Origin of the sequence: Azospirillum griseum (assembly GCF_003966125.1) — a bacterium.
Taxonomy (GTDB): domain Bacteria; phylum Pseudomonadota; class Alphaproteobacteria; order Azospirillales; family Azospirillaceae; genus Azospirillum; species Azospirillum griseum.
The window spans coordinates 51737-75316 of sequence record NZ_RXMA01000019.1; the positions used below are offsets into that span (position 1 = coordinate 51737).

Sequence of the window (23580 nt, forward strand, 5' to 3'; positions counted from 1 at the left end):
CCCCGACCCTCTCCCCGGCGGGGAGAAGGGAAACGGGGGGGAGAGGGGGGCGGTGATGCCATCGCTGGACCGCTTATTCGGCCGCTGCGCGGGCGGCGTCGCGGGTCAGCAGGTTGCGGCCGGTCATTTCCTCGGGCTGCGGCAGGCCGATGAGGTCGAGCAGGGTCGGCGCGATGTCGGCGAGGCGGCCGTTGTCCAGCCGCGCCCCCGCCGGGCCGTTGACCAGCACCAGCGGCACCTTGTCCAGCGTGTGGGCGGTGTGCGGGCCGCCGTTGTCCGGGTCCTTCATCAGCTCGCAATTGCCATGGTCGGCGGTGATCAGCATGGTCCCGCCCTGGCGCCGCACGGCGGCCTCCAGGCGGCCGATGCTGGTGTCCACCGCGTGGACGGCCTTGATCGCGGCGTCGAGCATGCCCGAATGGCCGACCATGTCGGGGTTGGCGTAGTTGACGACGATCAGGTCGTAGGTCCCGGCGTCGATGGCGGCTTCCAGCTTGTCGGTGACTTCGGCCGCCGACATTTCCGGCTGAAGATCATAGGTCGCGACCTTCGGCGACGGGACCAGGATGCGGTCCTCGCCGGGGTAGACGCGCTCCTCCCCGCCGTTGAAGAAGAAGGTGACGTGCGGATACTTCTCCGTTTCGGCGATGCGGAGTTGCTTCATCCCGGCGTCGCTCACCACCTCGCCCAGCACCTTGGTCAGGGATTTCGGCGGGAACAGGGTGGTCATGCGCTGGGCCAGCGCGTTGGAGTATTCGACCATGCCGACAATGGCCGACAGCGCCGGTTGCGCGCCGCGTTCGAACCCGTCAAAGCCCGGCTCGACATAGGCGCTCAGGATCTCGCGGGCGCGGTCGGCGCGGAAATTCGCCATCAGGATGGCGTCGCCGTCCTTCATGCCGCTGTAGTCGCCGATGATGGTCGGCAGGATGAATTCGTCGTGCTTGCCGGTGGCGTAGCTCTGTTCGATCGCCTGGATCGGGTCGGCGGCGCGTTCGCCCACGCCCTGGGTCATGGCGGCGAAGGCCTTGGCCACGCGGTCCCACCGCTTGTCGCGGTCCATCGCGTAGTAACGCCCGATCACCGTGGCGATCTCCACGCCCGGCAGCTCGAACACGTCGGCCATGAACTCCGCAACCTGATCCTTGGCGCTTTGCGGCGGCACGTCGCGCCCGTCGGTGAAGGCGTGGATGGCCACCGGCACGCCTTCGCGCGCCAGGATCGCGGCCAGAGCGGCCATGTGCTCCTGATGCGAATGCACCCCGCCCGGCGACAGCAGCCCCATCAGGTGGCAGGTGCCGCCGGTCTTGGTCAGGGTCTTGACCAGATCATAGAGCGCCTGGTTGCGCTCCAGATCGCCGTTCAGGATGGCGTGGTCGATCATGACCAGATCCTGCATGACGATGCGCCCGGCCCCGAGATTCATGTGACCGACCTCGGAATTGCCCATCTGGCCCTTGGGCAGGCCGACCTCCTCCTCGCTGGCGTCGAGGAGTGCCGTGGGTTCGTCCGCCCACAGCCGATCCCAATTGGGCGTGTCGCCCAGCGCGATGGCGTTGTCGGCCTGTTCCTCGCGATACCCCCAGCCGTCCAGAATGCACAGGACGACGGGCTTCGGGGTGTGGGCGGGACGCTGCGGATCGGTCATCGCGGGTGCCTCTTGCGGACGGATGGGGGTCAGGAACCGTGGGTTCGGGTGGGTTCGGGTTGGGGTGTTCGGGGGATCAGACTCGGTGATAGGGGTGCCCGGCCAAAATCTGCTGCGCCCGGTAAATCTGTTCGGCCAGCATGCCGCGCACCAGCATGTGGGGCCAGGTCATCGGGCCGAAGGCCATCAGGAAATCGGCGCGCGCCCGCACGGCGTCGCCATGGCCATCGGCCCCGCCGATCAGAAAGGCGAGGTCGCCGGTTCCCCGGTCGCGCCAGTCGCCCAGCTTGGCGGCGAAGGCTTCGCTCGGCAGGGCCTTGCCGCGCTCGTCCAGCGCGACCACCACCGCCCCGGCGGGGATCGCGGCCAGCAGCAGGTCGGCCTCCTGCCGTTTCAACTCGTCGGAGGTCAGGCGTTTTTTCACCTCGACCTCGCGCAGGGTGAAGGGCCAGCTCAGGCGTCCGACATACTCGTCGAACAGGTCGCGGGCGGGTCCCCCCCGCGACCGACCGACGGCGGCGAGCCACAATCGCATGACGCTGATGCCCCTCCGCCCCGTGGACCGTCAGGCGCTCAAACGCGCCGGGTCGGTCGGTGCCGGCATCTCGGCCCCCCACATCTTTTCGATGTTGTAGAAGGTCCGGACTTCCGGCTTGAACAGATGGACGATGATGTCACCGGCATCGACCAGCACCCAATCGCACTGTTCCATGCCTTCGGTTTCGACGTAACGGAACCCGGCCTGCTTCAGCTTTTCGGTCAGCTTGGTGGCCATGGCCCCGACGTGCCGCGTGTTGCGGCCCGAGGCGACGATCATGTAATCCGCGAAGGTGGCCTTCCCGGCGAGATCGATGACGGTGACGCCGTCGGCCTGATCCTCGTCAAGGGCCTGTTCGATGAGCGCCTTCAGATCCTGGACTTCCGGGATCAGGGGAACGGCGACCGGCTGCGCAGCGGACGCGGCCGTTTCGGTGTGCGTGGTGATGGCTGTAACCTCTTGCAACGTGTCACGACGGATGCGCGATCCGGGTGGCGCGTGCGTGCCGGATCGCCGTCGCCGAGGCCGGATTGAGGGGGTTGCGCAAGAACGCCCAGGCCGGCCGCTTTTGGCGCGCCAGCCCCTTCACCCCGCAAACGGACACCCGCCGACGCCTGTAACGCTGGGCGGCCTGGCCGCTCAACGCATTCAGACAATAGGTCGGACGGGCGAAAACCGCAACGGGGACCGACTCGAAGATTCGCGTCCAGGCCCGCCAACGGGGGATTTGCCGCAAATTGTCCGCCCCCATCAGCCAAACAAAGCGGGTTTTGGGGAATTTCCGGATCAGGGCGGCCAGCGTGTCGGCGGTGAAGCGGGTCTTCAGCGCGGTCTCGATCGCCGTCACCTCGATGCGGGGGTGGGCGGCCACGGTCCAGGCTTCGGCCAGCCGTTCGGGCAGCGGGGCCATGCCCGCCTGCGCCTTCAGCGGATTCTGCGGGCTGACCAGCCACCACACCCGATCCAGCCCCAGCGTCTTCAGCGCGTACAGGCTGATGTCCCGATGCCCGTCATGGGCCGGGTTGAAGGAGCCGCCGAGCAGCCCGATGGTCAACCCGGCGTAACGCGGGCCGGAGAAGGGGTGCGGCCCGCCCCTGGGCGGTCTTGCGGGTGCCCCCTCACCCAACCCTCTCCCCGGGGGGGAGAGGGTCTTTCCCGCGTCCGGGTCAGGGCCGGGTCTGGCCATTGCCGCGCACGACGTATTTGTAGCTGGTGAGCTGCTCCGCCCCCACCGGGCCACGGGCGTGGAACTTGTCGGTCGAGATGCCGATCTCCGCCCCCATGCCGAACTGCCCGCCGTCGGCGAACTGGGTGGAGGCGTTCCACAGCACGATGCCGCTGTCGATCCGTTGGAGGAAGCGTTCGGCCGCCGCCGCATCCTCTGTGACGATCGAGTCGGTGTGGTGGGAGCCGTGGCGGTTGATGTGGTCGATGGCGGCGTCCACCCCGTCCACCACGCCGCAGGCGATGATGGCGTCGAGATATTCGGTGTCCCAATCCGCCGCGTCCACCGGGGTCACGCGCGGATCGACCGCCTGGGTGGCGGCGTCGCCGCGCACGGCGCACCCGGCGTTCAGCAGATCGGTGACGAGCGGGGCGAGGGCGGTGTCGGCGATGGCGCGGTCGACCAGCAGCGTTTCCGCCGCCCCGCAGATGGAGGTCCGGCGCATCTTGGCGTTCAGCACCACCTTGCGCGCCTTGTCCAGATCGGCCCCGGCGTGGACATAGACGTGGCAATTGCCGTCCAGATGCTTGATGACCGGGACCCGGCTTTCGTCGGCGATGCGCTGGATCAGCGATTTGCCGCCGCGCGGGATGATGACGTCGATGAACTCGCGCATCCGCAGCATGTGGCCGACCGCCGCCCGGTCGGTGGTGGGGACCAGTTGGATCGCGTCCTCCGGCAGGCCCGCCGCGCGCAGCCCTTCGGCCAGGCAGGCGGCGATGGCGCGGGAGGATTGGACGCTTTCCGATCCGCCGCGCAGGATGGCGGCGTTGCCGGATTTCAGGCACAGGCCCCCGGCGTCGGCGGTCACGTTGGGGCGGCTTTCATAGATGATGCCGATCACGCCCAGCGGCACGCGCACGCGCTGGATGTTCAGCCCGTTGGGCCGGGTCCAGTCGGCCAGCACGCCGCCGATGGGATCGGGGAAATCGGCGATGTCCTCCAGACCCTTGGCCATCGCCTCGATCCGCTCATCGTTCAGCGTCAGCCGTTCGCGCAGGGGGCCGGACAGATCGCCCGCGTTGGCCAGATCGGCGTCGTTGGCGGCCTGGATCGCCGCCTTGTTGGCGCGGATGGCCGCCGCCGCCGCCCGCAAGGCCCGATCCTTGTCCGGTCCTGGCGCGGCCGCCAGCGAGACCGAGGCGGCGCGGGCGGCGCGGCCAAGGGCAAGCATCTGGTCGTGCAGGGCATCGGCGGTGTCGAGCAAGGCGGACATGGCGCTTTCTTTCCAGAAAAGGGAATCCCTCTGACGGGGGACACCGACCTTAAACCAAAGCCGCGCCCCGACGAAAGCCGCACGGAGGGCGTGCGCAGCCGACCCGCCGAAAACGCAATGCGCGGTTTTCGTGGGCGCGGGGCATAGTCGGGGCCGTTTTCCGTCAACGACCGGATGGTTGCCGATGCTCACGCTGCTGCTGATCGTGTCCGCCTTTTTCGCCGGTGCCTTGAACGCCGTGGCCGGTGGCGGCAGCTTTCTGACCTTTCCGGCGCTGATCCTGGCGGGCGTGCCGCCGCTCAACGCCAACGCCACCAGCACGGTGGCCGTCGCCCCCGGCGCGCTGGCCAGCGCCTACGGCTATCGGCGGGAGTTGGGCAAGATCAAGGAGGTGCATTTGCCCTCCTTCCTGGGTGTCAGCCTGATCGGCGGGCTGATCGGCGCGTTGGCCCTGCTGTGGACGCCCGAACGCACCTTCGAAGCCATCGTTCCGTGGCTGCTGCTGTTCGCCACCGTGCTGTTCGCCTTCGGGCCGAAGGTGTCGGCCTGGATCCGGCGGACGGTGACGGTCGGTTACAGCTCGGTCCTGGTGACGCAGTTCTTCATCGCCGTCTATGGCGGCTATTTCGGCGGCGGCATCGGCATTCTGATTTTGGCGACGCTGGGCGTGTTCGGTCTGACCGATCTGCACGCGATGAACGGGCTGAAAACCCTGGTGTCGGGCTGCCTGAACGCCGTGGCGGTCATCGCCTTCGTCTTCGGCGGGGCCGTTTATTGGACCGAGGCGCTGATCATGCTGGTGGCGGCGGTGGCCGGTGGTTACGCCGGGGCGTCCATCGCCCGCCGCATCCCGCCGCCGATCCTGCGCAAATTCGTCATCGCCGTCGGCGTGGCGATGACGGTCTATTTCTTTCTGGTGAAAGCCTGATTGGTACAGAGCTGAACAGGACAGTCTGAGCGCCGCGAGGGCCGCGCCGTCAGGCGCGCGCCCCGCACAGCCGGTCCCAATCCAGCGCGCCCGGATCCTCGACCAGATGATCGACGGCGTCGAAGACGATGCCGGGATCCTGCGGCCAGGCGATGGTCAGCATCCCGGCGGCGGCGGCGCTGCGGGCACCGGTCGGGCTGTCTTCGATCACCGCGCAGGCCTCGGGCGGCAGGCCCAGCTTGGCGGCGGCGGTCAGATAGGGTTCCGGGTGCGGTTTGCCGTTGGCGACATCGTTGCGGCTGATGCTGAAACGGAAATGGGGCAGGGCCATCGCCACCATGTGGGCGTCCACCACCTCGCGCCCGCTGTTGGACACGCAGGCCTGATGCAAGCCGCGCGCGGCAAAGGATTCGACCAGCGCGAAGGCTCCCGGACGCGGCTGGACCTGCGCCACCCGCGTCAGGTAGAGCGCGTTGATCTCGTCCAGGCACTGATCGACCGTGACCGGAAGCGGCCGGGCGGCGTTCAGTTGGGTGCACAGCTCGCGGAAGGACACGCCGACCAGCGACGCGCATTGCGCCTCCGTCAGGTCATGGCCATAGCCCCGGCAGACATCGACGATGGCGCGCTTGTGCCACGGCTCGCTGTCCATCAGCGTGCCGTCGATGTCCCACAGAACGGCGCGGACGGGCGGGCGGCGCATCAGCGCACCACCAGATCGTCGCGGTGGATGATCTCGTCGCGGTCGCGGTAGCCCAGCAACTCTTCGATCTCGTGGCTTTTGCGCCCGGCGATGCGGCGGGCGTTGGCGGCGGAGTAGGCGGCCAGACCGCGCGCCACCTCGCGCCCCTCGCGGGTGCGGACGATGACGACGTCGCCGCGTTCGAAATCCCCGGCCACGTCGATGACACCGGCGGGCAGCAGGCTGGCCCCGTTGGACAGCGCGCGCAACGCGCCGTCATCGACCGTCAGCACGCCGCCGGTGTTCACATGCCCGGCGATCCAGGCCTTGCGCGCGCTCGACGGTTCGGCCTGCGGCAGGAACCAGGTGCACAGCGCGCCGCCTTCCTCCGGGCGCTGTTCCAGCGCCGCCAGCGGGTTCTGGCGCTTGCCCTTGGCGATGACCATACGGCACCCGGCCGACAGGGCGACGCGCGCCGCCGCGATCTTCGTCACCATGCCGCCGCTGCTGTAGCCGGGGGGCGGTTCGCCCGCCATGCCCTCGATGTCGGGGGTCAGTTCGCGCACCGTCGGGATGTGGGTGGCGTCGGGATCCTTGCGCGGGTCGGCGGTGTAAAGACCGTCGATGTCCGACAGCAGAATCAGCGTGTCGGCGCTGATCATCTGGGCCACGCGGGCGGCGAGGCGGTCATTGTCGCCAAAGCGGATTTCGGCGGTGGCGACGGTGTCGTTTTCGTTGATGACCGGGACCGCGCCCAGCTTCAGCAGGGTGTCGATGGTGCTGCGGGCGTTCAGGTGCCGCCGCCGCTCCTCGGTGTCTTCCAGCGTCACCAGCACCTGCGCCACGGTCACGTCATGGCGGGCCAAGGTTTCCTGATAGGCGTGGGCGAGGCGGATTTGCCCGGTGGCCGCCGCCGCCTGCTTTTCCTCCAGCTTCAGCGCCCGCCCGACAAGGCCGAGATGCTCGCGCCCGCAGGCCACGGCCCCGGAGGTGACGATCACCACCTCCTGCCCGCGCTTGCGGCAGGCGGCGACGTCGTCGGCCAGGGCGTCGAGCCAGGCGCGGCGGATTTGCCGCGTCTCACCATCGACCAGCAGCGCGGAGCCGATCTTGACGACCAGACGGCGCGACGACAGCAGGGTGGGATTCTCAGACGACATCGGGCTTGGTTCCGTTCGTGTCTTTCTGGGGCGCGCCGTCCTGGTCCTCGGCGTCTTCGCTGTCTTCGGCCTCGTCGTCGGCCTCATCCGACTCCGCGTCTTCCGATTCGGTCTCGTCCGATTCGGAGTCGTCGCCGTCCTCAAGCTCGCCGTCCTCAAGCTCGTCCTCGGCCAGAGCGGCTTCCTCGCCCTCATGTTCCTCGTCGTCGAACGCCTCATCGGCGTCGTCGCCGCCGACCCATTCGCCGATCTCGTCGTCCCAGTGCATTTCGCCGTCGTCCGGCAGCTTCTGGCCAACCGGCGGGCGGGGCAGGGAGCGGGTGGCGGGGGCGTGGATGACGTCGGGATCCTCCGCCTTCGACTCCTTGATGACGGTGAGCAGACGGTACAGCACCTGCTGCACGCCCTGGCCGGTGGCCCCGGACAGGATCATCACCTCGGCCCCCGATTCGGCTTCCAGTGCGGCCTTTTTCTCCTCGATCTCCTCGTCGAGCAGGGCGTCGGCCTTGTTCAGCCCGATCACCTCCAGCTTGTCGGCCAGATTGCCGCCATAGGCGTTCAGCTCGTTGCGGATCGTGCGGTAGGAGGCGACGACGTCCTCGGCGGTCCCGTCGATCAGGTGCAGCAGGATGCGGGAGCGCTCGACATGGCCCAGGAAGCGGTCGCCCAGCCCGTGGCCCTCGTGTGCGCCCTCGATCAGGCCGGGGATGTCGGCGATCACGAACTCCTCGTCACCGGCGCGGACGACGCCCAGATTCGGGGTCAGCGTGGTGAAGGGGTAATCGGCGATCTTCGGCTTGGCCGCCGTGGTCGCGGCGAGGAAGGTCGATTTCCCGGCGTTGGGCAGGCCCAGCAGACCGGCGTCGGCGATCAGCTTCAACCGCAGCCACACCCATTGCTCCTGCCCCGGCCAACCGGGATGGAACTTGCGCGGGGCGCGATTCGTCGGCGTCTTGAAATGGGCGTTGCCCGCCCCGCCGTCACCCCCGCGCAGGAACACGCGGCGCTGGCCGGGTTCGGTCAGGTCGCACAGCACGGTTTCCTGATTCTCGTCCAGAATCTGGGTGCCGACCGGGACGCGCAGCACCACATCGGCCCCGCGCGCGCCGTTGCGGTTGCTGCCCATGCCGTGATGGCCGCGCTGCGCCTTGAAATGCTGTTTGTAGCGGTAGTCGATCAGGGTGTTCAGGCCCTCGGCGGCCTCGATCACCACATCGCCGCCGCGCCCGCCGTCGCCGCCGTCCGGGCCGCCGAACTCGATGAACTTCTCGCGGCGGAAGGCCACGGCACCGGGGCCGCCGTCACCGCTCTTCAGAAACACCTTGGCCTGATCGAGAAACTTCATCGTGCACCTTTGCCCGGTGGAACGCCCGGTTGGCGGAAAAGACAGAAAAACAGGGGGCTAGAAACAAAAAATCGGGGGTCCGGTCGCCCGGTCCCCCGATTTTATCCCACAACCGTACGGGCCTGCTATATGGGCCGTGCGACGACCCCGATACAGAGGCTCTGGTTACTCAGCCGCGACGGCCGGAACCGAGTCGTTCGCCGGCTCGACAACGCACACATAGGTGCGGCCGTTGGCGGCGTGCTTGAAGAACACGTGGCCGTTGGCGGTCGCGAACAGGGTGTGGTCGCGGCCCAGGCCGACGTTCACGCCCGGATGGAACTTGGTGCCGCGCTGACGGACAATGATGTTGCCCGACACAACGGCTTCGCCGCCGAAACGCTTCACGCCCAGACGGCGACCAGCGGAATCGCGACCGTTGCGGGACGAGCCGCCTGCCTTTTTATGCGCCATTTATCTGACTCCTGTCCTGAAACGACGTCGGCCCGATCAGGCCGCGCCGTTGATCCCGGTGATGCGCAGGACGGTCAGGTCCTGGCGATGGCCGTTCTTACGGCGATAGTTCTGGCGGCGCTTCTTCTTGAAGACGATGATCTTCGGACCACGGTCCTGAGCGACCACCTCGGCCACCACGGCGGCACCTGCCACGGTCGGGGTGCCAATCGTCGTGTTGCCGACGTCGCCGACCATCAGCACGTCATCGAGCGTGATGGAAGCGCCAGCTTCGGCTTCGATCTTTTCAACGCGGATCACGTCGCCATTGGCGACCTTGTACTGCTTGCCGCCGGTGCGGATCACTGCAAACATCGTCGTCACTGCCTATATCAAAACAAACGGCGGGCTGCTCGCCCACCGTTCGATGCGCAAGCCCGTTCATGGGAGCGGGGATCTATACGCAGCCCATGCCGAGAGTCAACAGGTTGCTGTTCGGTCTTCGTGCATTTTTCTGCAAAAAAGGGCTTGCACCGGTCCGGCGGTTTGATTAGGTTCCGCCCACCCCGGAAACGGGGGCGCGGAGGGGTGGCAGAGTGGTCGATTGCACCGCACTCGAAATGCGGCATACCTGTGAGGGTATCGGGAGTTCGAATCTCCCCCCCTCCGCCATATCGCAGAGTTGACACGCCGGACCACGGCGATCTGCGAAGAAAACAGAACGCTCAGTTCACAGAGTTTCAGCAAGGCCGCTCGTTCGAGTGGCCTTTTTGCTGTGCGCGGTCTTTGCGCTCCCTTCCTTTGGCTGCGCATCCCGCGCCGCCGCCCGGTTGGCGACGGCTTCTGTGGCGGGGCCGTTTGGTCACGCCGCGCCCTGCGGCATCGCGATCACGCTGATTCCCTGGGCGTGCCCCTCCATCAAATGACGGTATCCGTCGGCGGTCTGGTCCAGGGAGAAACGGCGGTCGATCACCGGCAGCACCTGCCCGCGTTCCAGCAGGGAGCCAAGCGTCAGCAGATCGGGCCTGTTCGGCTTCATCAGGAACGGGGTCATCCGGCGGCGGGACAGCGCCCCGACGGCCGCCACCCTGGCCATCCACACCAGCGGCCCCACCCAATCGCCGCCCGGCCCGGCGGAGCCGGAGACGAAGACGCCCTCGCGCGTCATCAGGGGAAGCCAGTCCGACGGTGGGCGGTTGCCGACCAAATCCAGAATCACATCGTGGGTCAGGCCGCAGCGGGCCACATCCTCCCGCTGGTAATCCACCACGCGGTCCGCCCCCAGCGCGGCGACGCTGGCCACGTTCCGCCCGCTGCACACCGCCGTCACCTCCGCCCCCAGCGCCTTGGCGATCTGCACCGCGAGCGTTCCCACCCCGCCCGACGCGCCGTTGATGAGCGCGCGCTGCCCGGCTTGCAGCCGCCCGGCGTTGCGCAGCGCTTGCAGCGCGGTCAGGCCCGACAGCGGCAGCGCGGCGGCCTGTTCCGCCGTTCGGTGGGCGGGAATCGGCACGAGGTGATCGGCCGGGACGGCGGCGAATTCGGCGAAGGCCCCGCCATGCACCAGCCCGAACACCTCCTGTCCCACCCGCAGGCCGGTGACGTTCCGCCCGACGGCGCACACCCACCCGGCCAGGGATTGACCGGGAACCCGGTGGGCCGGGCGACGGAGGCCGTATCCGGCGAGCCGAAGCGCGTGGGGGCGGCCGGTGAGGAGATGGACGTCACCCTTGCACAAGGTCGCGGCCCGGACCTGGATCAGCGCCTCGTCGTCCGCAACGACCGGAGGAGGCAGCGCGTCCACCCGCAGGATGTCGGGCGGGCCATAGCGGTCGGCCACCACCGCCGCCATGCTGAGACGGTGGTCGCCACGCCGGGGCGAATCCGCATCAGCCCCCAGATCATCCCCGTCCTCTGCCGGGCTTTTCAGCGCACTCATGATCGGCTACCACCTGTGTTGCAAGGGTCTTGTGCTTACGGCGTAAGCGTGGGATCAGGTAAAACTTACGTGGTAAGTTTGTCAAGCCGGGACGATTCAAGCGATGGCCAAAGCCACCACCCCACCGACTCCGACGCGCCGCGCCCCGCGTTCCTCGACGCGCCAACCGCTGACGCCGGACCGGGTGCTGGACGCCGCCCTGTCGCTTGCGGACGCGGAGGGGTTGGACGCGCTGTCCATGCGCCGGGTGGCCAGCGCCCTGGGGGTGGAGGCGATGTCGCTCTACAACCACGTCGCCAACAAGGACGCGCTGCTGTCCGGTCTGGTCGACCGCGTCGTCGGGGAGATCGACTTGCCCGCCATCGGCGGCGATTGGCGGGCCGAGATGCGGCGGCGCGCGGTATCGGCCCACGCGACGCTGACGCGCCATCCCTGGGCGGCCTTGCTCATCATCTCGCGGATCAGCGTCGGGCCGATGATGCTGCGCTACATCAACGCGACCGTCGGTTGCCTGCGCGAGGCGGGGTTCAGCTACGCCCAGGCCGATCACGCGTGGAACGCCATCGACAGCCATGTCTATGGCTTCACGGTCCAGGCGCTGAAATTTCCGCTGAAGCCGGAAGAATACGCCCCGGCGGCGCGCGGCTATCTGCCGATGATTCCGCCCGATCTGCCCTATTTCCGGGGGCTGACGGCCGAGGTGGCGGAGGGCCGCCACGACGGCCTGCACGCCTTCACCTTTGGGCTGGACCTGATTCTGGACGGTTTGGAACGGGTGCGGTTGGCCAGCCTTGCCGAGTCGCCGTCGGAAACGCCGCCCCCGCAGCACCCGACAGGTGCCTGAAAGACGGGCGGCCCGGCTCCCCGCCATGGGTCGCCCGCGTCATGATCGCCGCCCGTGTGATGGCCCTGGTCAGCGCCAGCGGCGACGCCCGCCGCCGCGCCGGTCGTCCTCGTCGAACAGTTCGGCCAGCTTGTTCATCATGGTTCCGCCCAACTGCTCGGCGTCCACGATGGTGACGGCGCGGCGGTAATAGCGGGTGACGTCGTGGCCGATGCCGATGGCGACCAGCTCCACCGGCGACCGGGTTTCGATCTGTTCGATCACCTGGCGCAGGTGGCGTTCCAGATAGTTACCCGCGTTGACCGAAAGCGTCGAATCATCGACCGGCGCTCCGTCGGAGATCACCATCAGGATGCGGCGCTGTTCGGGGCGGGCCAACAGGCGGTTGAAGGCCCATTGCAGCGCCTCGCCGTCGATGTTCTCCTTCAGCACGCCTTCGCGCAGCATCAGGCCCAGATTCTTGCGGGCGCGCCGCCACGGCATGTCGGCGGCCTTGTAGACGATGTGGCGCAGATCGTTCAGGCGGCCTGGGTTGGACGGCTTGCCCGCCGCCACCCAGGATTCGCGCGATTGCCCGCCCTTCCACGCGCGGGTGGTGAAACCCAGAACCTCCACCTTCACCGCGCAGCGTTCCAGCGTGCGGGCGAGGATGTCGGCGCTCATCGCGGCGATGGAGATGGGCCGCCCGCGCATCGAGCCGGAATTGTCGATCAGCAACGACACCACGGTGTCGCGGAAATCGGTTTCCTTTTCCTTCTTGAAGGACAGCGGCAGCACCGGGTTGGCGACGACGCGGGCCAGCCGGGCGGCGTCGAGGATGCCCTCCTCCAGATCGAAGCTCCAGGTCCGTTGCTGCTTGGCCATCAGGCGGCGTTGCAGGCGGTTGGCCAGTTTGGAGATCACGCCCTGAAGATGCTGCAACTGCTGGTCCAGCAGGGCGCGCAGCCGTTCCAGCTCCGCCGGGTCGCACAGGTCGGACGCCTCGACCACCTCGTCGAATTTGGTGGTGTAGGCCTTGTAGGCGTTGGGATCGGTGTCGTTGCGGCGGCTCTGGTCGGCGCGCCAGGGTTGGCCGGGACCGGCGGGCTGTTCGGCCCCTTCGCCCTCGCCCATCTCCATGTCGCCGTCTTCGCCGGCCCCCTCCTCGGCGCTGTCGCCCATTTCGGAGGAGTCCTGCATCTCCGACGACGCCATCGATTCGGAGTCGCTGTCGGAGTCATCCTCCCCGCGCGATTGCCCCTGTTGCGAGGAGTCGGAATTGTCCGACGCGTTTTGGGTGTCGTCCTCCTCCTGCTCCTGGTCTTCCGGTTCCTGGCCGACCTCCATGTCGAGATCGGTCAGCAGGCGGCGGACGGCGCGGGCGTAGGAATCCTGATCGGCGGCGTGATCGGCCAGTCCGTGCAGATCCTTGCCCAGCTTCTCCTCGATCCAGGGCCGCCAGAGATCGACGGCGTGGGCGGCGGCAGGCGGCGGCGGCGCGCCGGTCATCACCTCGCGCGCGATCATCCGCAGCGCTTCGGACAAGGGGACCTGCCCGCGATCCTCGAAGCGGTCGAAGCCCTGGCGGGCGTATTTGTCGTCCAGTGCCGCTTCCAGATTGCGGGCGATGCCCGCCATGTGGCGCGCGCCCAGCGCCTCGCACCGCGCCTGTTCCAGCGCGTCGAAGGCCAGTCGGGCGGAATCGCCCAGCGGCTGGCGGTGGGCGTGAATCATCGGATCATGGTGACGCAGGCGCAGCGCCACCGCGTCGGCGGCCCCGCGCAGCTTGGCGATGTCCACCGGGTTGAGATCGCGCGCCGGAAGCGGGACCCGCACCCGTTGCCCGGCCATGCCCGGCGGGTCGGAGGAAAAGGCGACCTGCACCTCCGCCCGGTGCGACAGGGCGCGCACGGTGGCGGTGGTGGACCGCTTGAAGGCCTCGACGGGGCTGTCGTTCTGGGTGGTCATCGCTGGGGTCTTCGTTGGTGGCGGTCAATCAGCGGCGGTCCGGCGTTGCAACCGGGCCGCAACGCCGCGCCTGTCCGGTCGGGGAGCAGGCGCGGCGGTCCGGCGGCCGGTCACACGAGGGTGGCTTGGACCCCGGTTTCCGGCAGTTCGACGCCGAAGCAGCGCTGGTAATATTCCGCGACCGTCGGACGCTCCACCTCATCGCACTTGTTGAGGAAGGTGATGCGGAAGGCAAAGGCCACGTCGTTGAAGATGCGCGCGTTTTCCGCCCAGGTGATGACCGTGCGCGGACTCATCACGGTGGAGATGTCCCCCTGGATGAAGCCGGTGCGGGTCAGGTCGGCCAGACGCACCATCGACGCGACCAGATCGCGGCCCTTGGCGTCGTCGTACACCTTCACCTTGGCCGAGACGATGCGGATTTCATCCTCGACCGGCAGGTAATTCAGCGTCGCCACGATGTTCCAGCGGTCCATCTGGCCCTGGTTGATCTGCTGGGTCCCGTGATACAGGCCGGTGGTGTCGCCCAGACCGACCGTGTTGGCGGTGGCGAACAGGCGGAAGGCCGGGTGCGGGCGGATGACGCGGTTCTGGTCCAGCAGCGTCAGCTTGCCTTCCAGTTCCAGCACGCGCTGGATCACGAACATCACGTCGGGGCGGCCCGCGTCGTATTCGTCGAACACCAGGGCGCAGGCGTGCTGCAAGGCCCAGGGCAGGATGCCTTCGCGGTATTCCGTGACCTGGACGCCGTCGCGCAGGACGATGGCGTCCTTGCCCATCAGGTCGATGCGGCTGATGTGGCTGTCCAGGTTGACGCGGATGCAGGGCCAGTTGAGGCGGGCGGCCACCTGCTCGATGTGGGTGGATTTGCCGGTGCCGTGATAGCCCTGGATCATGACGCGTCGGTTGAACGCGAATCCGGCAAGGATCGCCAGCGTCGTGTCGCGGTCGAAGCGATAGGCTTCGTCCACGTCCGGCACATGTTCGGTGCGTTGGCTGAAAGCCGGCACCTGCATGGTGCTGTCGATGCCGAAGACATCGCGCACGGAAACGGTGGTGTCGGGCTTGTGGTCGAACAGGGCCGAACTGGCCTGCGTGGCTCCTTGGGAAGGCATGGGTTGGCTTCTTACGTTCCAGCGAGTGTCGGTTGTCCGGCGGTCGCGGGGAAAACCCGGCCCGCCATCGGGGGTTCACGCAGCATAACAGGCTTTCAGCGTGTTGTAGGCGAGATTGATCTCTTTCAATTTTTCTTCGGCGGCCTTGTCTCCTCCGTTCGCGTCGGGATGGTGCTGTTTGGCCAGCTCGCGGTAACGCGCCTTGATCTGCACGAAATCGACCGGCGGCGTCAGGTTCAGGACGGCCAACGCCTCCTCCTCCGCCGTGCGGACGGCCTGGCGGCGCTGGGCGGCCTTCGCCTCGGCCTCCGCGCTGTCGGCGTCGCGGCCGAATTCAAAGCTGAAGCCGTGCAGCACGCGGTCGCGCAGGAATTTTTCCTGGGCACCCCATTTGCCCATCGGCCAGCTTGGGCGCTGCCATGTGGTGTCGCGGCGGACCTCGGCCTCGATCTCGTCGACGCTCATGCCCGCGTAATAGTCCCAGGCGCGGTTGTAGTCGCGCGCGTGCTCCAGGCAGAACCACCAATACTCGTTCAGCGAGCTGCGGCTTTTGGGCGCGCGATGCTCACCCGCCGCGACGCAATCGGGATGATCGCAGACGCGGGCACCCGCGCGCGCGGCGGCGGGGTGGGGATCATAGCTGTTGCGGGCACGGCTCTTGGTCATCATCGGAGTATGAGAAGCGGCAAACGGTCTGGCAAGCGCGCCCGCGCGTCCGTCCGTCATGCGCGCGCAAGGAGCATCACCGGCTTGACAGGGGTGCCGCAGCTTGCCCCTCTTGGGTGGGCACAAGCCGTTCTGCCTGATCACCAATTGAGGCTCCCATGGAATACGCCGCCCGCATCCGCCAAAAGCTGACCGATGGCCTGTCGCCCGACCGATTGGAGGTTGTGGATGAATCCCACCGACACGCCGGGCACGCCGGGGCCGACGCCAAGGGCGAAACCCATTTCCACGTCACCGTCGTGTCAGCGGCCTTCACCGGGCAATCACGGGTGGCGCGGCAGCGGATGGTTTACGCCCTGCTGGCGGACGAGCTGCGCGAGCGTGTCCATGCCCTGGCCCTGACCACGCAAACCCCAGCCGAAGCGGCGGCGTGAGACCAAATAATTCGAAACATTGCGGGGGGTGCTCGACAGAAATGCACACATAGGCGTGCAACCGATGGTCGTCATTTTAGAAAACCGGGACGCGAAATTCGGCGAGTGTTGTTGCAATTCTCGTATCGTTTAGTAGAGTGCCATCTGTACAACCATGTATCGCGCCAGGACGGACACACACTGCGCGTGTTCGTTGGGGTTCATGGAAAGGGCGGCGAATGGCTAAACGTGGGCCGAAGAAAAAGCGGGCGGATCTTCCCAAGCACGGGGTGGAGCCGCTGAGGAGCCAGAACATCATGGTCGGGGGCCACCGCACGAGCATGCGGTTGGAACCGTCCATGTGGGATGCGCTGGAAGAGATCGGCCATCGGGAAAATCTTTCGGTCAACAAGCTGTGCACCGCGATCAAGGAACGGATCGAGGAGCAGGCCCGCCGTCGCGGCGTGCCACCGGAGGAGGCCGACGTCACCCTGACCTCGGCGGTGCGGGTTTTCATCGCCGCCTATTATCGGCGGGCCTGCACGGAGGACGGCCATCTGCGCGCCGGTCACGGCGGCAGCGATCCCTTTGTGGGAACCCCGTTCGAATTGCCCAAGGGTGAGGGCGATGCGGACGCCGTGTCCGCACCGCCCACCCGCGATGTGAACGATGAAGATTTCTGTACGACCGGTGCGAAGCTGGTGACGGGCGCGCGGTCCTTCGTGGAGGTGTGACGCGCGCCGGGGTGTGACGCGGGGTGATGCGGGCCGAGGCGCGCGTCAGTCCGCCGCTTCTTCAGCGCCTGGGCCGGTGTAATGCTCCGGCCAGTGCTTGCGCGTAACCTCGCCATCGCTGGCGAAGATGTGGCACATGTTCAACAGGGCCGGGCGCTCCTTGCGGTCCGCTGCCGGGCGACCTTCGGCCTTCGCCTTTTCCGCCTTTTCCCGCGTCAGGATGGGAAACACGGTCTGAAAGGCGGTGGTCGCCATCGGTCCCAGCAACTCCACCAGATGGGTGCAGCCCTGCGGCCCGCCCAGCCTTTCCTTGACCGCACGGGTCCAACCGGGGCCGACGCGCAAACCGACCAGTGCCTGGAACCGGGGGGTGATCGTGGGGCAGGCGCGGTAGGGGCTGTGGTCCGTCACCGCCTCCACCGCCTGGACGGTCAACTGGTCGTCCACCGTCAGGCGCATCCACATCTGATGGATGGGGTCGCCCGGTTCCAGGTGGCCGCGCTCGTCCGTGTGGAAGGGATAGGCCTTGACGTCGGTGATGTGGCCCTCGATGTCCCACAGGCCATCGGCGCGGCGGAAGCCTTCGCACGTCACCTTGCGGGTGTGGATCGGCTGGCGGTCGGCGGGGGCGGACAGGGGCATCGCGGCTCTCGGTTCGGTGTGCCTGGGAACGGATTGTCCTGCGGCATCACGAACTATCGGCGGGGTTCGCCCATGGGTCAAGCCAACCCCGCCGCAATGCAGCGTTACCTATGCGTCAGGGGTGAGGCGATCAGGCCGCCCCCTCCGCCGAATAGCCCGATCCGAACATGTAGGCTTCGCGGTCGCGGATCTCATCCTCCAGATGGGCGCGGACCACGGCGAACAGGTCGCGAATCGACACCATACCCACGGCCTCGCCGTCCACGGCGACGGGAAGATGGCGGTAATGGTGCCGTTCCATCAGGTCCAGCGCGGCGATGGCGGGGGAAGAGGGCGGCAGCGTGTCCGGGTCGGCGGTCATCACCACGCTCAATGGGGTGGTCGCCGGATCCAGCCCGGCGGCCACCACCCGCACGGTCATGTCGCGTTCGGTGACGATGCCCTTCAGGGTCCGGCCTTCCGTCACCAGAACGGCGGCGATGCGGCGCTCGGCCATCAGCAAGGCGGCGTCGCGCGCCGTCGCGCTGGGCGGCAGGCACGACAAAGCCTGATTCTTGATGACGTCGGGCACCAGTTTGCGGGTCGGCATGTGTCCCCCTCCTGATTGTGTGGATTTTAGCGGACAACCAACGTTGCGCGGCGCGCGGTGTGCGCTGCGGACCCTTGATCGTGACAGCGGACCATCCAATCAGTCAACGAGACGGATTGTCATAACCCTATCCATTTCGGCTGGGGTGGAAGGAGGGAAGGCCCCACCCCTGCGCCAAAAGGATCAGGCCGTCACCGCCTCGGTCAACACGGCGCGAACCGCGTCGGCGTCCACGTCGCGGCGGGTGAAGGCCTGGCCGATGCCGTTGGCCAGGATGAAGGTGATGCGGCCATCGGCCACCTTCTTGTCCTTGGCCATCGACGCGATCAGCTCATCGACGTTCCAGGCCACGCCGGGGATGTCGGTCGGGCGCACCGGCAGGCCGACGGCGGCCAGATGGGCGCGGGCGCGCCGCGCGTCGTCGGCCGGGCACAGGCCGAGCTTCACCGACAGGTCAAAAGCCAGCACCATGCCGATCGCCACACCTTCGCCGTGCAGCAGGGTTTGGCCGAAGCCGGTCGCCGCCTCCAGCGCGTGGCCGAAGGTGTGGCCGAGATTGAGCAGGGCGCGGTCGCCGCTCTCCCGCTCGTCCACCCCGACGATGTCGGCCTTGGCCCGGCAACTGACGGTCACGGCGTGGCGGCGGGCGGCGCTGTCGCCATCGACCACGCGCTGGCCGTTGCCCTCCAGCCAGGTGAAGAAGTCGGGCAGGCGGATCAGCCCGTATTTCACCACCTCGGCGTAACCGGCCAGCACCTCGCGCTTGGGCAGGGTGTCGAGCGTGGCGGTGTCGGCGATGACCAGCCGGGGTTGGTGGAAGGCCCCGATCAGGTTCTTGCCGTGGCGGCTGTTGATGCCGGTCTTGCCGCCGACGGAGCTGTCCACCTGCGACAGCAGCGTCGTCGGCACCTGGATGAAGTCGATGCCGCGCAGCAGAGAGGCCGCTGCGAAGCCGCACAGATCGCCGACCACCCCGCCGCCCAGCGCCAGCAGCACGGTGGACCGTTCGATTCCGCGCCCCAGAACCTCCTCCAGCAGGGTTTGGAAGTGGCCGAAATCCTTGGTCTTTTCCCCCGCCGGGACGGTGATGGCCGGGGCGGGCGCAATCCCCGCCTCGATCAGCGCGGCGTTCAGCGTGTCGAGGTGGCGCGGCCCGACGTTGGCGTCGGTGACGACGATGGGGGCGCGGCCCCGCGTGATCGCGGCGATGCGGGACCCCGCGTCGGACAGGATGCCGTCGCCGACCAGAATGTCGTAGCTGCGGGCGCCGAGGTTCAGGTGAACGGTGTCGAGCGGAGCGGTCATGGTCTTATGGAGTCCCGGCGGGTTTGCTGGTGGCGGGGGCGGCGGTCGGCGCGGCGCGGTGGGGCAGGGGGATGCCGAAATGCCGCTCCAGCGCCTCGATCACCAGTTCGACCGTGGCGTCGGGCGGGCGTTCGTCGCTGACCACGGTCAGGTCGGAGTCGGCGTAGACCGGATAGCGCAGATTCATCAGGCGGCTGAGCACGTCGCGCGGGTTGCCCTGGTTCAGCAGCGGGCGGTGGGTGCGCTTGGCGGTGCGGGCGATCAGCACGTCGAGTTCCGCGCGCAGCCAGACCGACACGCCATGGGCGTGGACGGTGGCGCGGGTGTCGGCGTCCATGAAGGCCCCGCCGCCGGTGGCCAGGATGTGCACCGGCTCCTCGGTCAGCAGGCGGGCGATGATCTTGCGTTCCACCGCGCGGAACACCGGTTCGCCATCGCGCGCGAAGATTTCGGCGATGGTGCAGCCCGCCGCCGCCTCGATCTCGATGTCGGCGTCGCGGAAGGGCAGGTTCAGGCGCGCGGCCAGACGGCGACCGATGGCGCTTTTCCCCGCCCCCATCAGGCCGACCAGCACCACCGTGCGGGGCAGGCGCGGCGGCGCGTCCTCCGCCGGAGCCGGATGCGGGTCGGTCGTCGCGTTGCGCAGTCCCATCGTGCCTTGTCCATATCGCCGATTCGTGACGTCGCACCGTCATAGCAAGCAACCGCCCCCGGACGCCATCCCGGAACGCAGGCGGCGGGCGGTTGATCCGCGCATTCCGCACGGTTGCGTCTGTTGCGCCGGGTCCGGTCCTGCGGCTACACTGCGCCCCGTTGAGCGACGGGTGGCCTTCGGGCCGACGCTGCCCGGTGGCCGCGCGCGGGGCGGCGGCCGTTTCTTGTCCCACGCCGCGTGGTTTCCACTCTGATAGGGTTCCTGGCCTTGTCGTTCTCCCGTCACAACAGTTCTGGTGTCATGAGCCGGTTCGCCTCCGTCCTTCTCGTTTTGCTGCTGCTGGTCTTGTGTGGCGGTGTGGTGCTCCTGGCGTCCTGGGACCTGCCGGCTCCGTCCAAGGCGGTGGAGAAGGTTCTGCCGGATGAGCGGTTCCCGCGCTGACCCGTCCCGACCGGGGGCGACCCGGCGGGGGCGGGGAATCAGCCGGTCGTCGCTGGCCTGCGCGCTGACCGCCCGATGCCTGGCCGCTTGCCTCGCGGCGCTTCCACTGATGACGATGGACACCGCCTGCGCCCAGGTGGTTGGCCCGCCGATCCGCCTCACACCGTCGGCTGATCCGTCCGCCTCGGTCCCGGTTCCGTCGCCTGTGGCTCCCCCTGTGACCTCGCCGGTGGAGGAGGCCGCCCCGCCCGCCGCTCCCTCCATGGCGGTGGTTCCGGTGGTTCCGCGCCCGCCGCCGGTCGCGTCCCAGCCGCTGGGGCCGCCCGACCCGGACGGGGCCGGTCTGCTCAGCGGTGGCGAGGGGCTGGGCGGCGATCCCTGGCGCGGCGTGTCCCAGGCCGATGCCCTCCCGCTGCTCGCCGCGTTGCCGGTCAACACCCCGTCGCCCACCGCCAAGGCGCTGCAACGCCGTTTGCTGTTGAGCGCGGGATCCCCCGCTTTGGCGGTGTCCGCTGGCGCGCCACCCTCCGGCCCGGCCCCCGTTTTTGGCGACGCGCCATCCTCCCACCGCTCTGGCCGCCGCTTTGGCGCGCTGCGGGTGACGGCGCTGGCCCGGCTGGGCGACGCCCGCGCCGCCGCCGAACTGGCCGACCGGCTGCCCGGCCTGTTGAGCGGGGATGAGGCCGCCGCCCGCGCCCTGACCGACGCGGAGCTGCTGTTCGGCCCGATGGAGTGCGCCAAGGCTCAGGCCCGTGGGCAGGGGTTCGAGGATCCCTATTGGCGCAAGGTCGATCTCTATTGCCGCGCCCGTCTGGGCGACCGCGCCGGGGCCGATCTGGCGCTGGCGATGCTGCGCGAGCGCGCCGGTCGGGCCGATCCCTTTTTGCCGTTGGCCGAGTCGTTGACCGGCGGACCGCCGCCGGGACGGCGCGCCCTGCTCGACGCCAGCCCGGTGGCGTTGGCGGCGATGCGCACGGCCCGGGTGCCGGTTCCGCCGGACGCGCTGGCGCTGACCGACCCGGCCCTGCTGGCGGCGATCGCCACCAACCCGGCGACCGACCCGGCGACGCGGGCGTCGGCGGGGGAACGGGCGGCGGCGGCGCTGTTCCTCGACACCCGGCAATTGCTGGATCTCTACGCGCAAATCCCGGTGCGGGGGGACGAGATCCTGCGCGCCCGCGATCTGGCCGGGCGCGACCGCTCCGCCTATGGCCGGGCGCTGCTGCACCAGGCGATGGCGGCGACGATGGACGGAAGCCGCCGCGTCGCCCTGGCGGCGCTGGCGGTGGAACTGGTCGATCCGTTGTGGCGCTCCGGTCCGGTGGGCGGGGCGGCGGCGGCGCTGCTCGACACCGTGTCGCCGACGCCGGACGCGGCGGCGCTGGCTCCGGCGGCGACCCGGCTCTACGCCGCCGTGGGGCGGCTGGACGCGGCCAAGCGCTGGTACGATCTGGCCCAGCGTGGGCGGACGGCGGACGCGGCGTGGCTGTGGCCGCTGGCGGCGGTGTCCGGCCTGCTGCCGCGCGGGGCCGACGCGGCGGGCCTGTCCCCCTGGTTGGCCGAAGCGGTGCGCGGGGCCGGGGACGACGCGCGGACGCGGGTGGCCGGGCAGCTGGCCTTGTTGCAGGCGGTGGGCGTGGCCGTGCCCGATTCGGCGTGGCTGGCGGCGACCGACGGGGCCGGGCCGCCCGGTGGCGTGGTGGGCGGCGTCGATCCGGCGCTGTGGCAACGGCTGGGCGACGCGGCGACCGGTGGCCGGGTAGGCGAAACCGTGGCGGTGGCGCTGTTGCTGCTGGGCGAGGGCGGCCCCACCGGAACGCCGCCCCGGCTGGTGGCGCGGGTCGCCGCCAATCTGACGGCGGTCGGGCTGGAGGGCGACGCCCGCGCCCTGGTCCGCGAAGCGATGGCGGCCCTGGTCGCCCCGACAGGATCCGAACGATGATCAAGCCCCCGGCTTCGGCCCCGGCCAAACGGCGCGGCCGCCCGGCCAAGCCCCGCCCGCTGCCGGTGTCGCCGCACCTCGACGCCTTTCTCGACATGCTGACCGCCGAGCGCGGGGCGGCGGCCAACACCCGCATGGCCTATGAGCGCGACCTGACCGATCTGGGGCGCTGGCTGGGCCAACGCGGCACGCCGCTGGACCGGGCGGGAACCGACGATCTGCGGGCCTATCTGGCCGCGCAGAGCGGATCGCCGGACGAATCCTCGTCGGGCCGGATGGCGAAGGGGGATTCATCCGTTGATCCGGCCTCCCCCCGGACCCTTGCCCGGCGGCTGTCGGCAATGCGGCAGTTCTTCCGCTTTCTGGTGTCGGAAGGCTTGCGGGTGGACGATCCGGCCTCCGCGCTCGACAGCCCCAAGCTGGGGCGGCCCCTGCCCAAGATCCTGACGGAGGCGGAGGTCGGGGCGATGATCGCCACCGCCGAGGCGCGCGGCGGGCCGGAGGGGCTGCGGCTGGTCGCCCTGCTGGAGGTGCTCTACGCCACCGGCCTGCGCGTGTCCGAGCTGGTCGGGCTGCCGATGACGGCGATCCTGCGCGACGGGCGCGGGCTGGTGGTGCGCGGCAAGGGCGGCAAGGAACGGCTGGTCCCGCTGTCCGATCCGGCGCTGGCCGCGCTGGTCGCCTATCTGCCCCTGCGGGGTCATTTCGTGGTGCCGGGGCGCGAGGCGGCGCAGACGCCCTTCCTCTTCCCCTCCCGCAGCTCGACCGATGGGCATCTGACCCGGCAGCGCTTCGCCCAATTGCTGAAGGATTTGGCGCTGGCCGCCAACATCGACCCGGACAAGGTCAGCCCCCACGTCCTGCGCCACGCCTTCGCCACCCATCTGCTGGACCATGGGGCCGATCTGCGCTCCGTCCAAAAAATGCTGGGCCATGCCGACATCGCGACGACCCAGATCTACACCCACGTCGTCACCGAACGCCTGCGCGCGGTCATGCAGGAACATCATCCGCTGGCCCGGCGGGTGGTTGGAGACGTTGGGGATGGTTTTGACACAGATGAACACAGATAAACACAGATGGATTTTGATGGATGATGGGGTGTTGTTTTTTGTTGTTTAACAAATAAATGATCCCGTCAATTTCGATGGCTGAATCATTGATAAATCAATTG

Annotated in this window: 25 protein-coding genes and 1 tRNA gene; 8 read left to right on the top strand and 18 right to left on the bottom strand. The window is 68.6% G+C overall.

The genetic code is table 11. The features are described from left to right. Positions 1-73: 73 nt before the first annotated feature. The 5 genes from gpmI to EJ903_RS18125 all read right to left on the bottom strand — a co-directional run bounded on the left by gpmI (position 74) and on the right by EJ903_RS18125 (position 4627). Positions 74-1648 (bottom strand): 2,3-bisphosphoglycerate-independent phosphoglycerate mutase, encoded by a 1575-nt coding sequence (gpmI, locus tag EJ903_RS18105; RefSeq protein ID WP_126618052.1) that lies wholly within the window; start codon positions 1646-1648, stop codon positions 74-76. Between the two features lie 76 nt (positions 1649-1724). Continuing rightward, on the bottom strand, positions 1725-2183 hold the full coding sequence (rlmH, locus tag EJ903_RS18110) for a 23S rRNA (pseudouridine(1915)-N(3))-methyltransferase RlmH (protein WP_126618054.1): 459 nt from the start codon (positions 2181-2183) through the stop codon (positions 1725-1727). Positions 2184-2213: 30 nt separating this feature from the next. After that, entirely contained in the window at positions 2214-2651 is a 438-nt protein-coding gene (rsfS, locus tag EJ903_RS18115; protein WP_126618056.1) for a ribosome silencing factor, read from the bottom strand. A 4-nt stretch (positions 2652-2655) separates the two neighbouring features. Continuing rightward, on the bottom strand, positions 2656-3312 hold the full coding sequence (locus EJ903_RS18120) for a nicotinate-nucleotide adenylyltransferase (RefSeq protein ID WP_246015722.1): 657 nt from the start codon (positions 3310-3312) through the stop codon (positions 2656-2658). Positions 3313-3352: 40 nt separating this feature from the next. Continuing rightward, positions 3353-4627, bottom strand: coding sequence for a glutamate-5-semialdehyde dehydrogenase (locus EJ903_RS18125; RefSeq protein WP_126618060.1), 1275 nt, complete (start codon positions 4625-4627; stop codon positions 3353-3355). A 184-nt stretch (positions 4628-4811) separates the two neighbouring features. Here EJ903_RS18125 and EJ903_RS18130 point away from each other — a divergent pair, with 184 nt between their 5' ends. Further along, positions 4812-5555, top strand: a complete 744-nt coding sequence (locus EJ903_RS18130) for a sulfite exporter TauE/SafE family protein (protein WP_126618062.1) — start codon at positions 4812-4814, stop codon at positions 5553-5555. Positions 5556-5604: 49 nt separating this feature from the next. Here EJ903_RS18130 and EJ903_RS18135 read toward each other — a convergent pair whose 3' ends face one another. The 5 genes from EJ903_RS18135 to rplU form a co-directional block, all read right to left on the bottom strand. Further along, a complete protein-coding gene (locus EJ903_RS18135; protein WP_126618064.1) occupies positions 5605-6258 on the bottom strand; it encodes an HAD family hydrolase in 654 nt (217 codons plus the stop codon). After that, on the bottom strand, positions 6258-7397 hold the full coding sequence (gene proB, locus EJ903_RS18140; RefSeq protein WP_126618066.1) for a glutamate 5-kinase: 1140 nt from the start codon (positions 7395-7397) through the stop codon (positions 6258-6260). The genes EJ903_RS18135 and proB overlap by 1 nt, the downstream gene beginning before the upstream one ends. Then, on the bottom strand, positions 7387-8742 hold the full coding sequence (obgE, locus tag EJ903_RS18145) for a GTPase ObgE (RefSeq protein ID WP_126618068.1): 1356 nt from the start codon (positions 8740-8742) through the stop codon (positions 7387-7389). Before obgE ends, proB begins: the two co-directional genes overlap by 11 nt. Before the next feature lie 165 nt (positions 8743-8907). Next, entirely contained in the window at positions 8908-9195 is a 288-nt protein-coding gene (gene rpmA / locus EJ903_RS18150) for a 50S ribosomal protein L27 (RefSeq protein ID WP_126618070.1), read from the bottom strand. A gap of 36 nt (positions 9196-9231) precedes the next feature. Then, the gene (gene rplU, locus EJ903_RS18155; RefSeq protein WP_126618158.1) at positions 9232-9549 is read right to left on the bottom strand and encodes a 50S ribosomal protein L21; all 318 of its coding nucleotides are present in this window, start codon (positions 9547-9549) and stop codon (positions 9232-9234) included. A gap of 207 nt (positions 9550-9756) precedes the next feature. On the opposite strand from rplU, the gene EJ903_RS18160 reads away from it, so the two are divergent. Then, positions 9757-9846: transfer RNA gene (locus tag EJ903_RS18160), tRNA-Ser, on the top strand. 190 nt (positions 9847-10036) lie between these two features. On the opposite strand, the gene EJ903_RS18165 is transcribed toward EJ903_RS18160, so the two are convergent. Further along, the gene (locus EJ903_RS18165) at positions 10037-11113 is read right to left on the bottom strand and encodes an NAD(P)-dependent alcohol dehydrogenase (RefSeq protein WP_210211473.1); all 1077 of its coding nucleotides are present in this window, start codon (positions 11111-11113) and stop codon (positions 10037-10039) included. Between the two features lie 103 nt (positions 11114-11216). Here EJ903_RS18165 and EJ903_RS18170 point away from each other — a divergent pair, with 103 nt between their 5' ends. Further along, entirely contained in the window at positions 11217-11957 is a 741-nt protein-coding gene (locus EJ903_RS18170) for a TetR/AcrR family transcriptional regulator C-terminal domain-containing protein (protein ID WP_126618072.1), read from the top strand. Between the two features lie 69 nt (positions 11958-12026). Here EJ903_RS18170 and cobT read toward each other — a convergent pair whose 3' ends face one another. The 3 genes from cobT to EJ903_RS18185 all read right to left on the bottom strand — a co-directional run bounded on the left by cobT (position 12027) and on the right by EJ903_RS18185 (position 15688). Beyond that, the gene (cobT, locus tag EJ903_RS18175; RefSeq protein WP_126618074.1) at positions 12027-13904 is read right to left on the bottom strand and encodes a cobaltochelatase subunit CobT; all 1878 of its coding nucleotides are present in this window, start codon (positions 13902-13904) and stop codon (positions 12027-12029) included. Between the two features lie 110 nt (positions 13905-14014). After that, on the bottom strand, positions 14015-15019 hold the full coding sequence (cobS, locus tag EJ903_RS18180) for a cobaltochelatase subunit CobS (RefSeq protein WP_126618076.1): 1005 nt from the start codon (positions 15017-15019) through the stop codon (positions 14015-14017). Between the two features lie 75 nt (positions 15020-15094). Then, positions 15095-15688 carry a J domain-containing protein gene (locus EJ903_RS18185; RefSeq protein ID WP_417281850.1) on the bottom strand — a complete coding sequence of 198 codons (594 nt, stop codon included), beginning with the start codon at positions 15686-15688 and terminating at the stop codon, positions 15095-15097. A 155-nt stretch (positions 15689-15843) separates the two neighbouring features. Here EJ903_RS18185 and EJ903_RS18190 point away from each other — a divergent pair, with 155 nt between their 5' ends. Further along, the gene (locus tag EJ903_RS18190; RefSeq protein WP_126618078.1) at positions 15844-16119 is read left to right on the top strand and encodes a BolA family protein; all 276 of its coding nucleotides are present in this window, start codon (positions 15844-15846) and stop codon (positions 16117-16119) included. Between the two features lie 218 nt (positions 16120-16337). Continuing rightward, positions 16338-16832, top strand: a complete 495-nt coding sequence (locus tag EJ903_RS18195; RefSeq protein WP_126618080.1) for a ribbon-helix-helix domain-containing protein — start codon at positions 16338-16340, stop codon at positions 16830-16832. Between the two features lie 45 nt (positions 16833-16877). On the opposite strand, the gene EJ903_RS18200 is transcribed toward EJ903_RS18195, so the two are convergent. The 4 genes from EJ903_RS18200 to EJ903_RS18215 form a co-directional block, all read right to left on the bottom strand. After that, complete coding sequence (locus EJ903_RS18200; protein ID WP_126618082.1) at positions 16878-17474, bottom strand: DUF2889 domain-containing protein; 597 nt, start codon at positions 17472-17474, stop codon at positions 16878-16880. A 130-nt stretch (positions 17475-17604) separates the two neighbouring features. Next, a complete protein-coding gene (locus EJ903_RS18205) occupies positions 17605-18063 on the bottom strand; it encodes a CBS domain-containing protein (protein WP_126618084.1) in 459 nt (152 codons plus the stop codon). A 183-nt stretch (positions 18064-18246) separates the two neighbouring features. After that, a complete protein-coding gene (gene aroB / locus EJ903_RS18210) occupies positions 18247-19368 on the bottom strand; it encodes a 3-dehydroquinate synthase (protein WP_126618085.1) in 1122 nt (373 codons plus the stop codon). Positions 19369-19372: 4 nt separating this feature from the next. Beyond that, positions 19373-20020: a shikimate kinase gene (locus EJ903_RS18215; RefSeq protein ID WP_126618087.1), complete on the bottom strand. Its 648-nt coding sequence runs from the start codon at positions 20018-20020 to the stop codon at positions 19373-19375. A gap of 303 nt (positions 20021-20323) precedes the next feature. On the opposite strand from EJ903_RS18215, the gene EJ903_RS18220 reads away from it, so the two are divergent. Genes EJ903_RS18220 through EJ903_RS18230 form a run of 3 tightly spaced genes read left to right on the top strand, consistent with a single transcriptional unit; the run spans position 20324 to position 23479 of the window. Continuing rightward, on the top strand, positions 20324-20464 hold the full coding sequence (locus EJ903_RS18220; protein WP_246015723.1) for a hypothetical protein: 141 nt from the start codon (positions 20324-20326) through the stop codon (positions 20462-20464). After that, on the top strand, positions 20445-22406 hold the full coding sequence (locus EJ903_RS18225; RefSeq protein ID WP_126618092.1) for a hypothetical protein: 1962 nt from the start codon (positions 20445-20447) through the stop codon (positions 22404-22406). The genes EJ903_RS18220 and EJ903_RS18225 overlap by 20 nt, the downstream gene beginning before the upstream one ends. Next, entirely contained in the window at positions 22403-23479 is a 1077-nt protein-coding gene (locus EJ903_RS18230) for a site-specific tyrosine recombinase XerD (RefSeq protein WP_126618094.1), read from the top strand. The genes EJ903_RS18225 and EJ903_RS18230 overlap by 4 nt, the downstream gene beginning before the upstream one ends. The last annotated feature ends 101 nt before the right edge of the window (positions 23480-23580 follow it).

What these genes read in the sequence shown, in the direction of transcription:
- EJ903_RS18195 (WP_126618080.1), top strand. Translation starts at nt 16,338, where the DNA reads ATGGCTAAACGTGGGCCGAAGAAAAAGCGGGCGGATCTTCCCAAGCAC.
- cobS (WP_126618076.1), bottom strand. Translation starts at nt 15,019, where the DNA reads ATGCCTTCCCAAGGAGCCACGCAGGCCAGTTCGGCCCTGTTCGACCAC.
- EJ903_RS18165 (WP_210211473.1), bottom strand. Translation starts at nt 11,113, where the DNA reads ATGAGTGCGCTGAAAAGCCCGGCAGAGGACGGGGATGATCTGGGGGCT.
- rplU (WP_126618158.1), bottom strand. Translation starts at nt 9,549, where the DNA reads ATGTTTGCAGTGATCCGCACCGGCGGCAAGCAGTACAAGGTCGCCAAT.
- cobT (WP_126618074.1), bottom strand. Translation starts at nt 13,904, where the DNA reads ATGACCACCCAGAACGACAGCCCCGTCGAGGCCTTCAAGCGGTCCACC.
- EJ903_RS18170 (WP_126618072.1), top strand. Translation starts at nt 11,217, where the DNA reads ATGGCCAAAGCCACCACCCCACCGACTCCGACGCGCCGCGCCCCGCGT.
- gpmI (WP_126618052.1), bottom strand. Translation starts at nt 1,648, where the DNA reads ATGACCGATCCGCAGCGTCCCGCCCACACCCCGAAGCCCGTCGTCCTG.
- obgE (WP_126618068.1), bottom strand. Translation starts at nt 8,742, where the DNA reads ATGAAGTTTCTCGATCAGGCCAAGGTGTTTCTGAAGAGCGGTGACGGC.
- EJ903_RS18190 (WP_126618078.1), top strand. Translation starts at nt 15,844, where the DNA reads ATGGAATACGCCGCCCGCATCCGCCAAAAGCTGACCGATGGCCTGTCG.
- EJ903_RS18125 (WP_126618060.1), bottom strand. Translation starts at nt 4,627, where the DNA reads ATGTCCGCCTTGCTCGACACCGCCGATGCCCTGCACGACCAGATGCTT.
- rlmH (WP_126618054.1), bottom strand. Translation starts at nt 2,183, where the DNA reads ATGCGATTGTGGCTCGCCGCCGTCGGTCGGTCGCGGGGGGGACCCGCC.
- EJ903_RS18135 (WP_126618064.1), bottom strand. Translation starts at nt 6,258, where the DNA reads ATGCGCCGCCCGCCCGTCCGCGCCGTTCTGTGGGACATCGACGGCACG.
- EJ903_RS18200 (WP_126618082.1), bottom strand. Translation starts at nt 17,474, where the DNA reads ATGCCCCTGTCCGCCCCCGCCGACCGCCAGCCGATCCACACCCGCAAG.
- EJ903_RS18230 (WP_126618094.1), top strand. Translation starts at nt 22,403, where the DNA reads ATGATCAAGCCCCCGGCTTCGGCCCCGGCCAAACGGCGCGGCCGCCCG.
- proB (WP_126618066.1), bottom strand. Translation starts at nt 7,397, where the DNA reads ATGTCGTCTGAGAATCCCACCCTGCTGTCGTCGCGCCGTCTGGTCGTC.
- EJ903_RS18130 (WP_126618062.1), top strand. Translation starts at nt 4,812, where the DNA reads ATGCTCACGCTGCTGCTGATCGTGTCCGCCTTTTTCGCCGGTGCCTTG.
- EJ903_RS18205 (WP_126618084.1), bottom strand. Translation starts at nt 18,063, where the DNA reads ATGCCGACCCGCAAACTGGTGCCCGACGTCATCAAGAATCAGGCTTTG.
- EJ903_RS18185 (WP_417281850.1), bottom strand. Translation starts at nt 15,688, where the DNA reads ATGATGACCAAGAGCCGTGCCCGCAACAGCTATGATCCCCACCCCGCC.
- EJ903_RS18215 (WP_126618087.1), bottom strand. Translation starts at nt 20,020, where the DNA reads ATGGGACTGCGCAACGCGACGACCGACCCGCATCCGGCTCCGGCGGAG.
- EJ903_RS18225 (WP_126618092.1), top strand. Translation starts at nt 20,445, where the DNA reads ATGAGCGGTTCCCGCGCTGACCCGTCCCGACCGGGGGCGACCCGGCGG.
- EJ903_RS18220 (WP_246015723.1), top strand. Translation starts at nt 20,324, where the DNA reads ATGAGCCGGTTCGCCTCCGTCCTTCTCGTTTTGCTGCTGCTGGTCTTG.
- aroB (WP_126618085.1), bottom strand. Translation starts at nt 19,368, where the DNA reads ATGACCGCTCCGCTCGACACCGTTCACCTGAACCTCGGCGCCCGCAGC.
- rpmA (WP_126618070.1), bottom strand. Translation starts at nt 9,195, where the DNA reads ATGGCGCATAAAAAGGCAGGCGGCTCGTCCCGCAACGGTCGCGATTCC.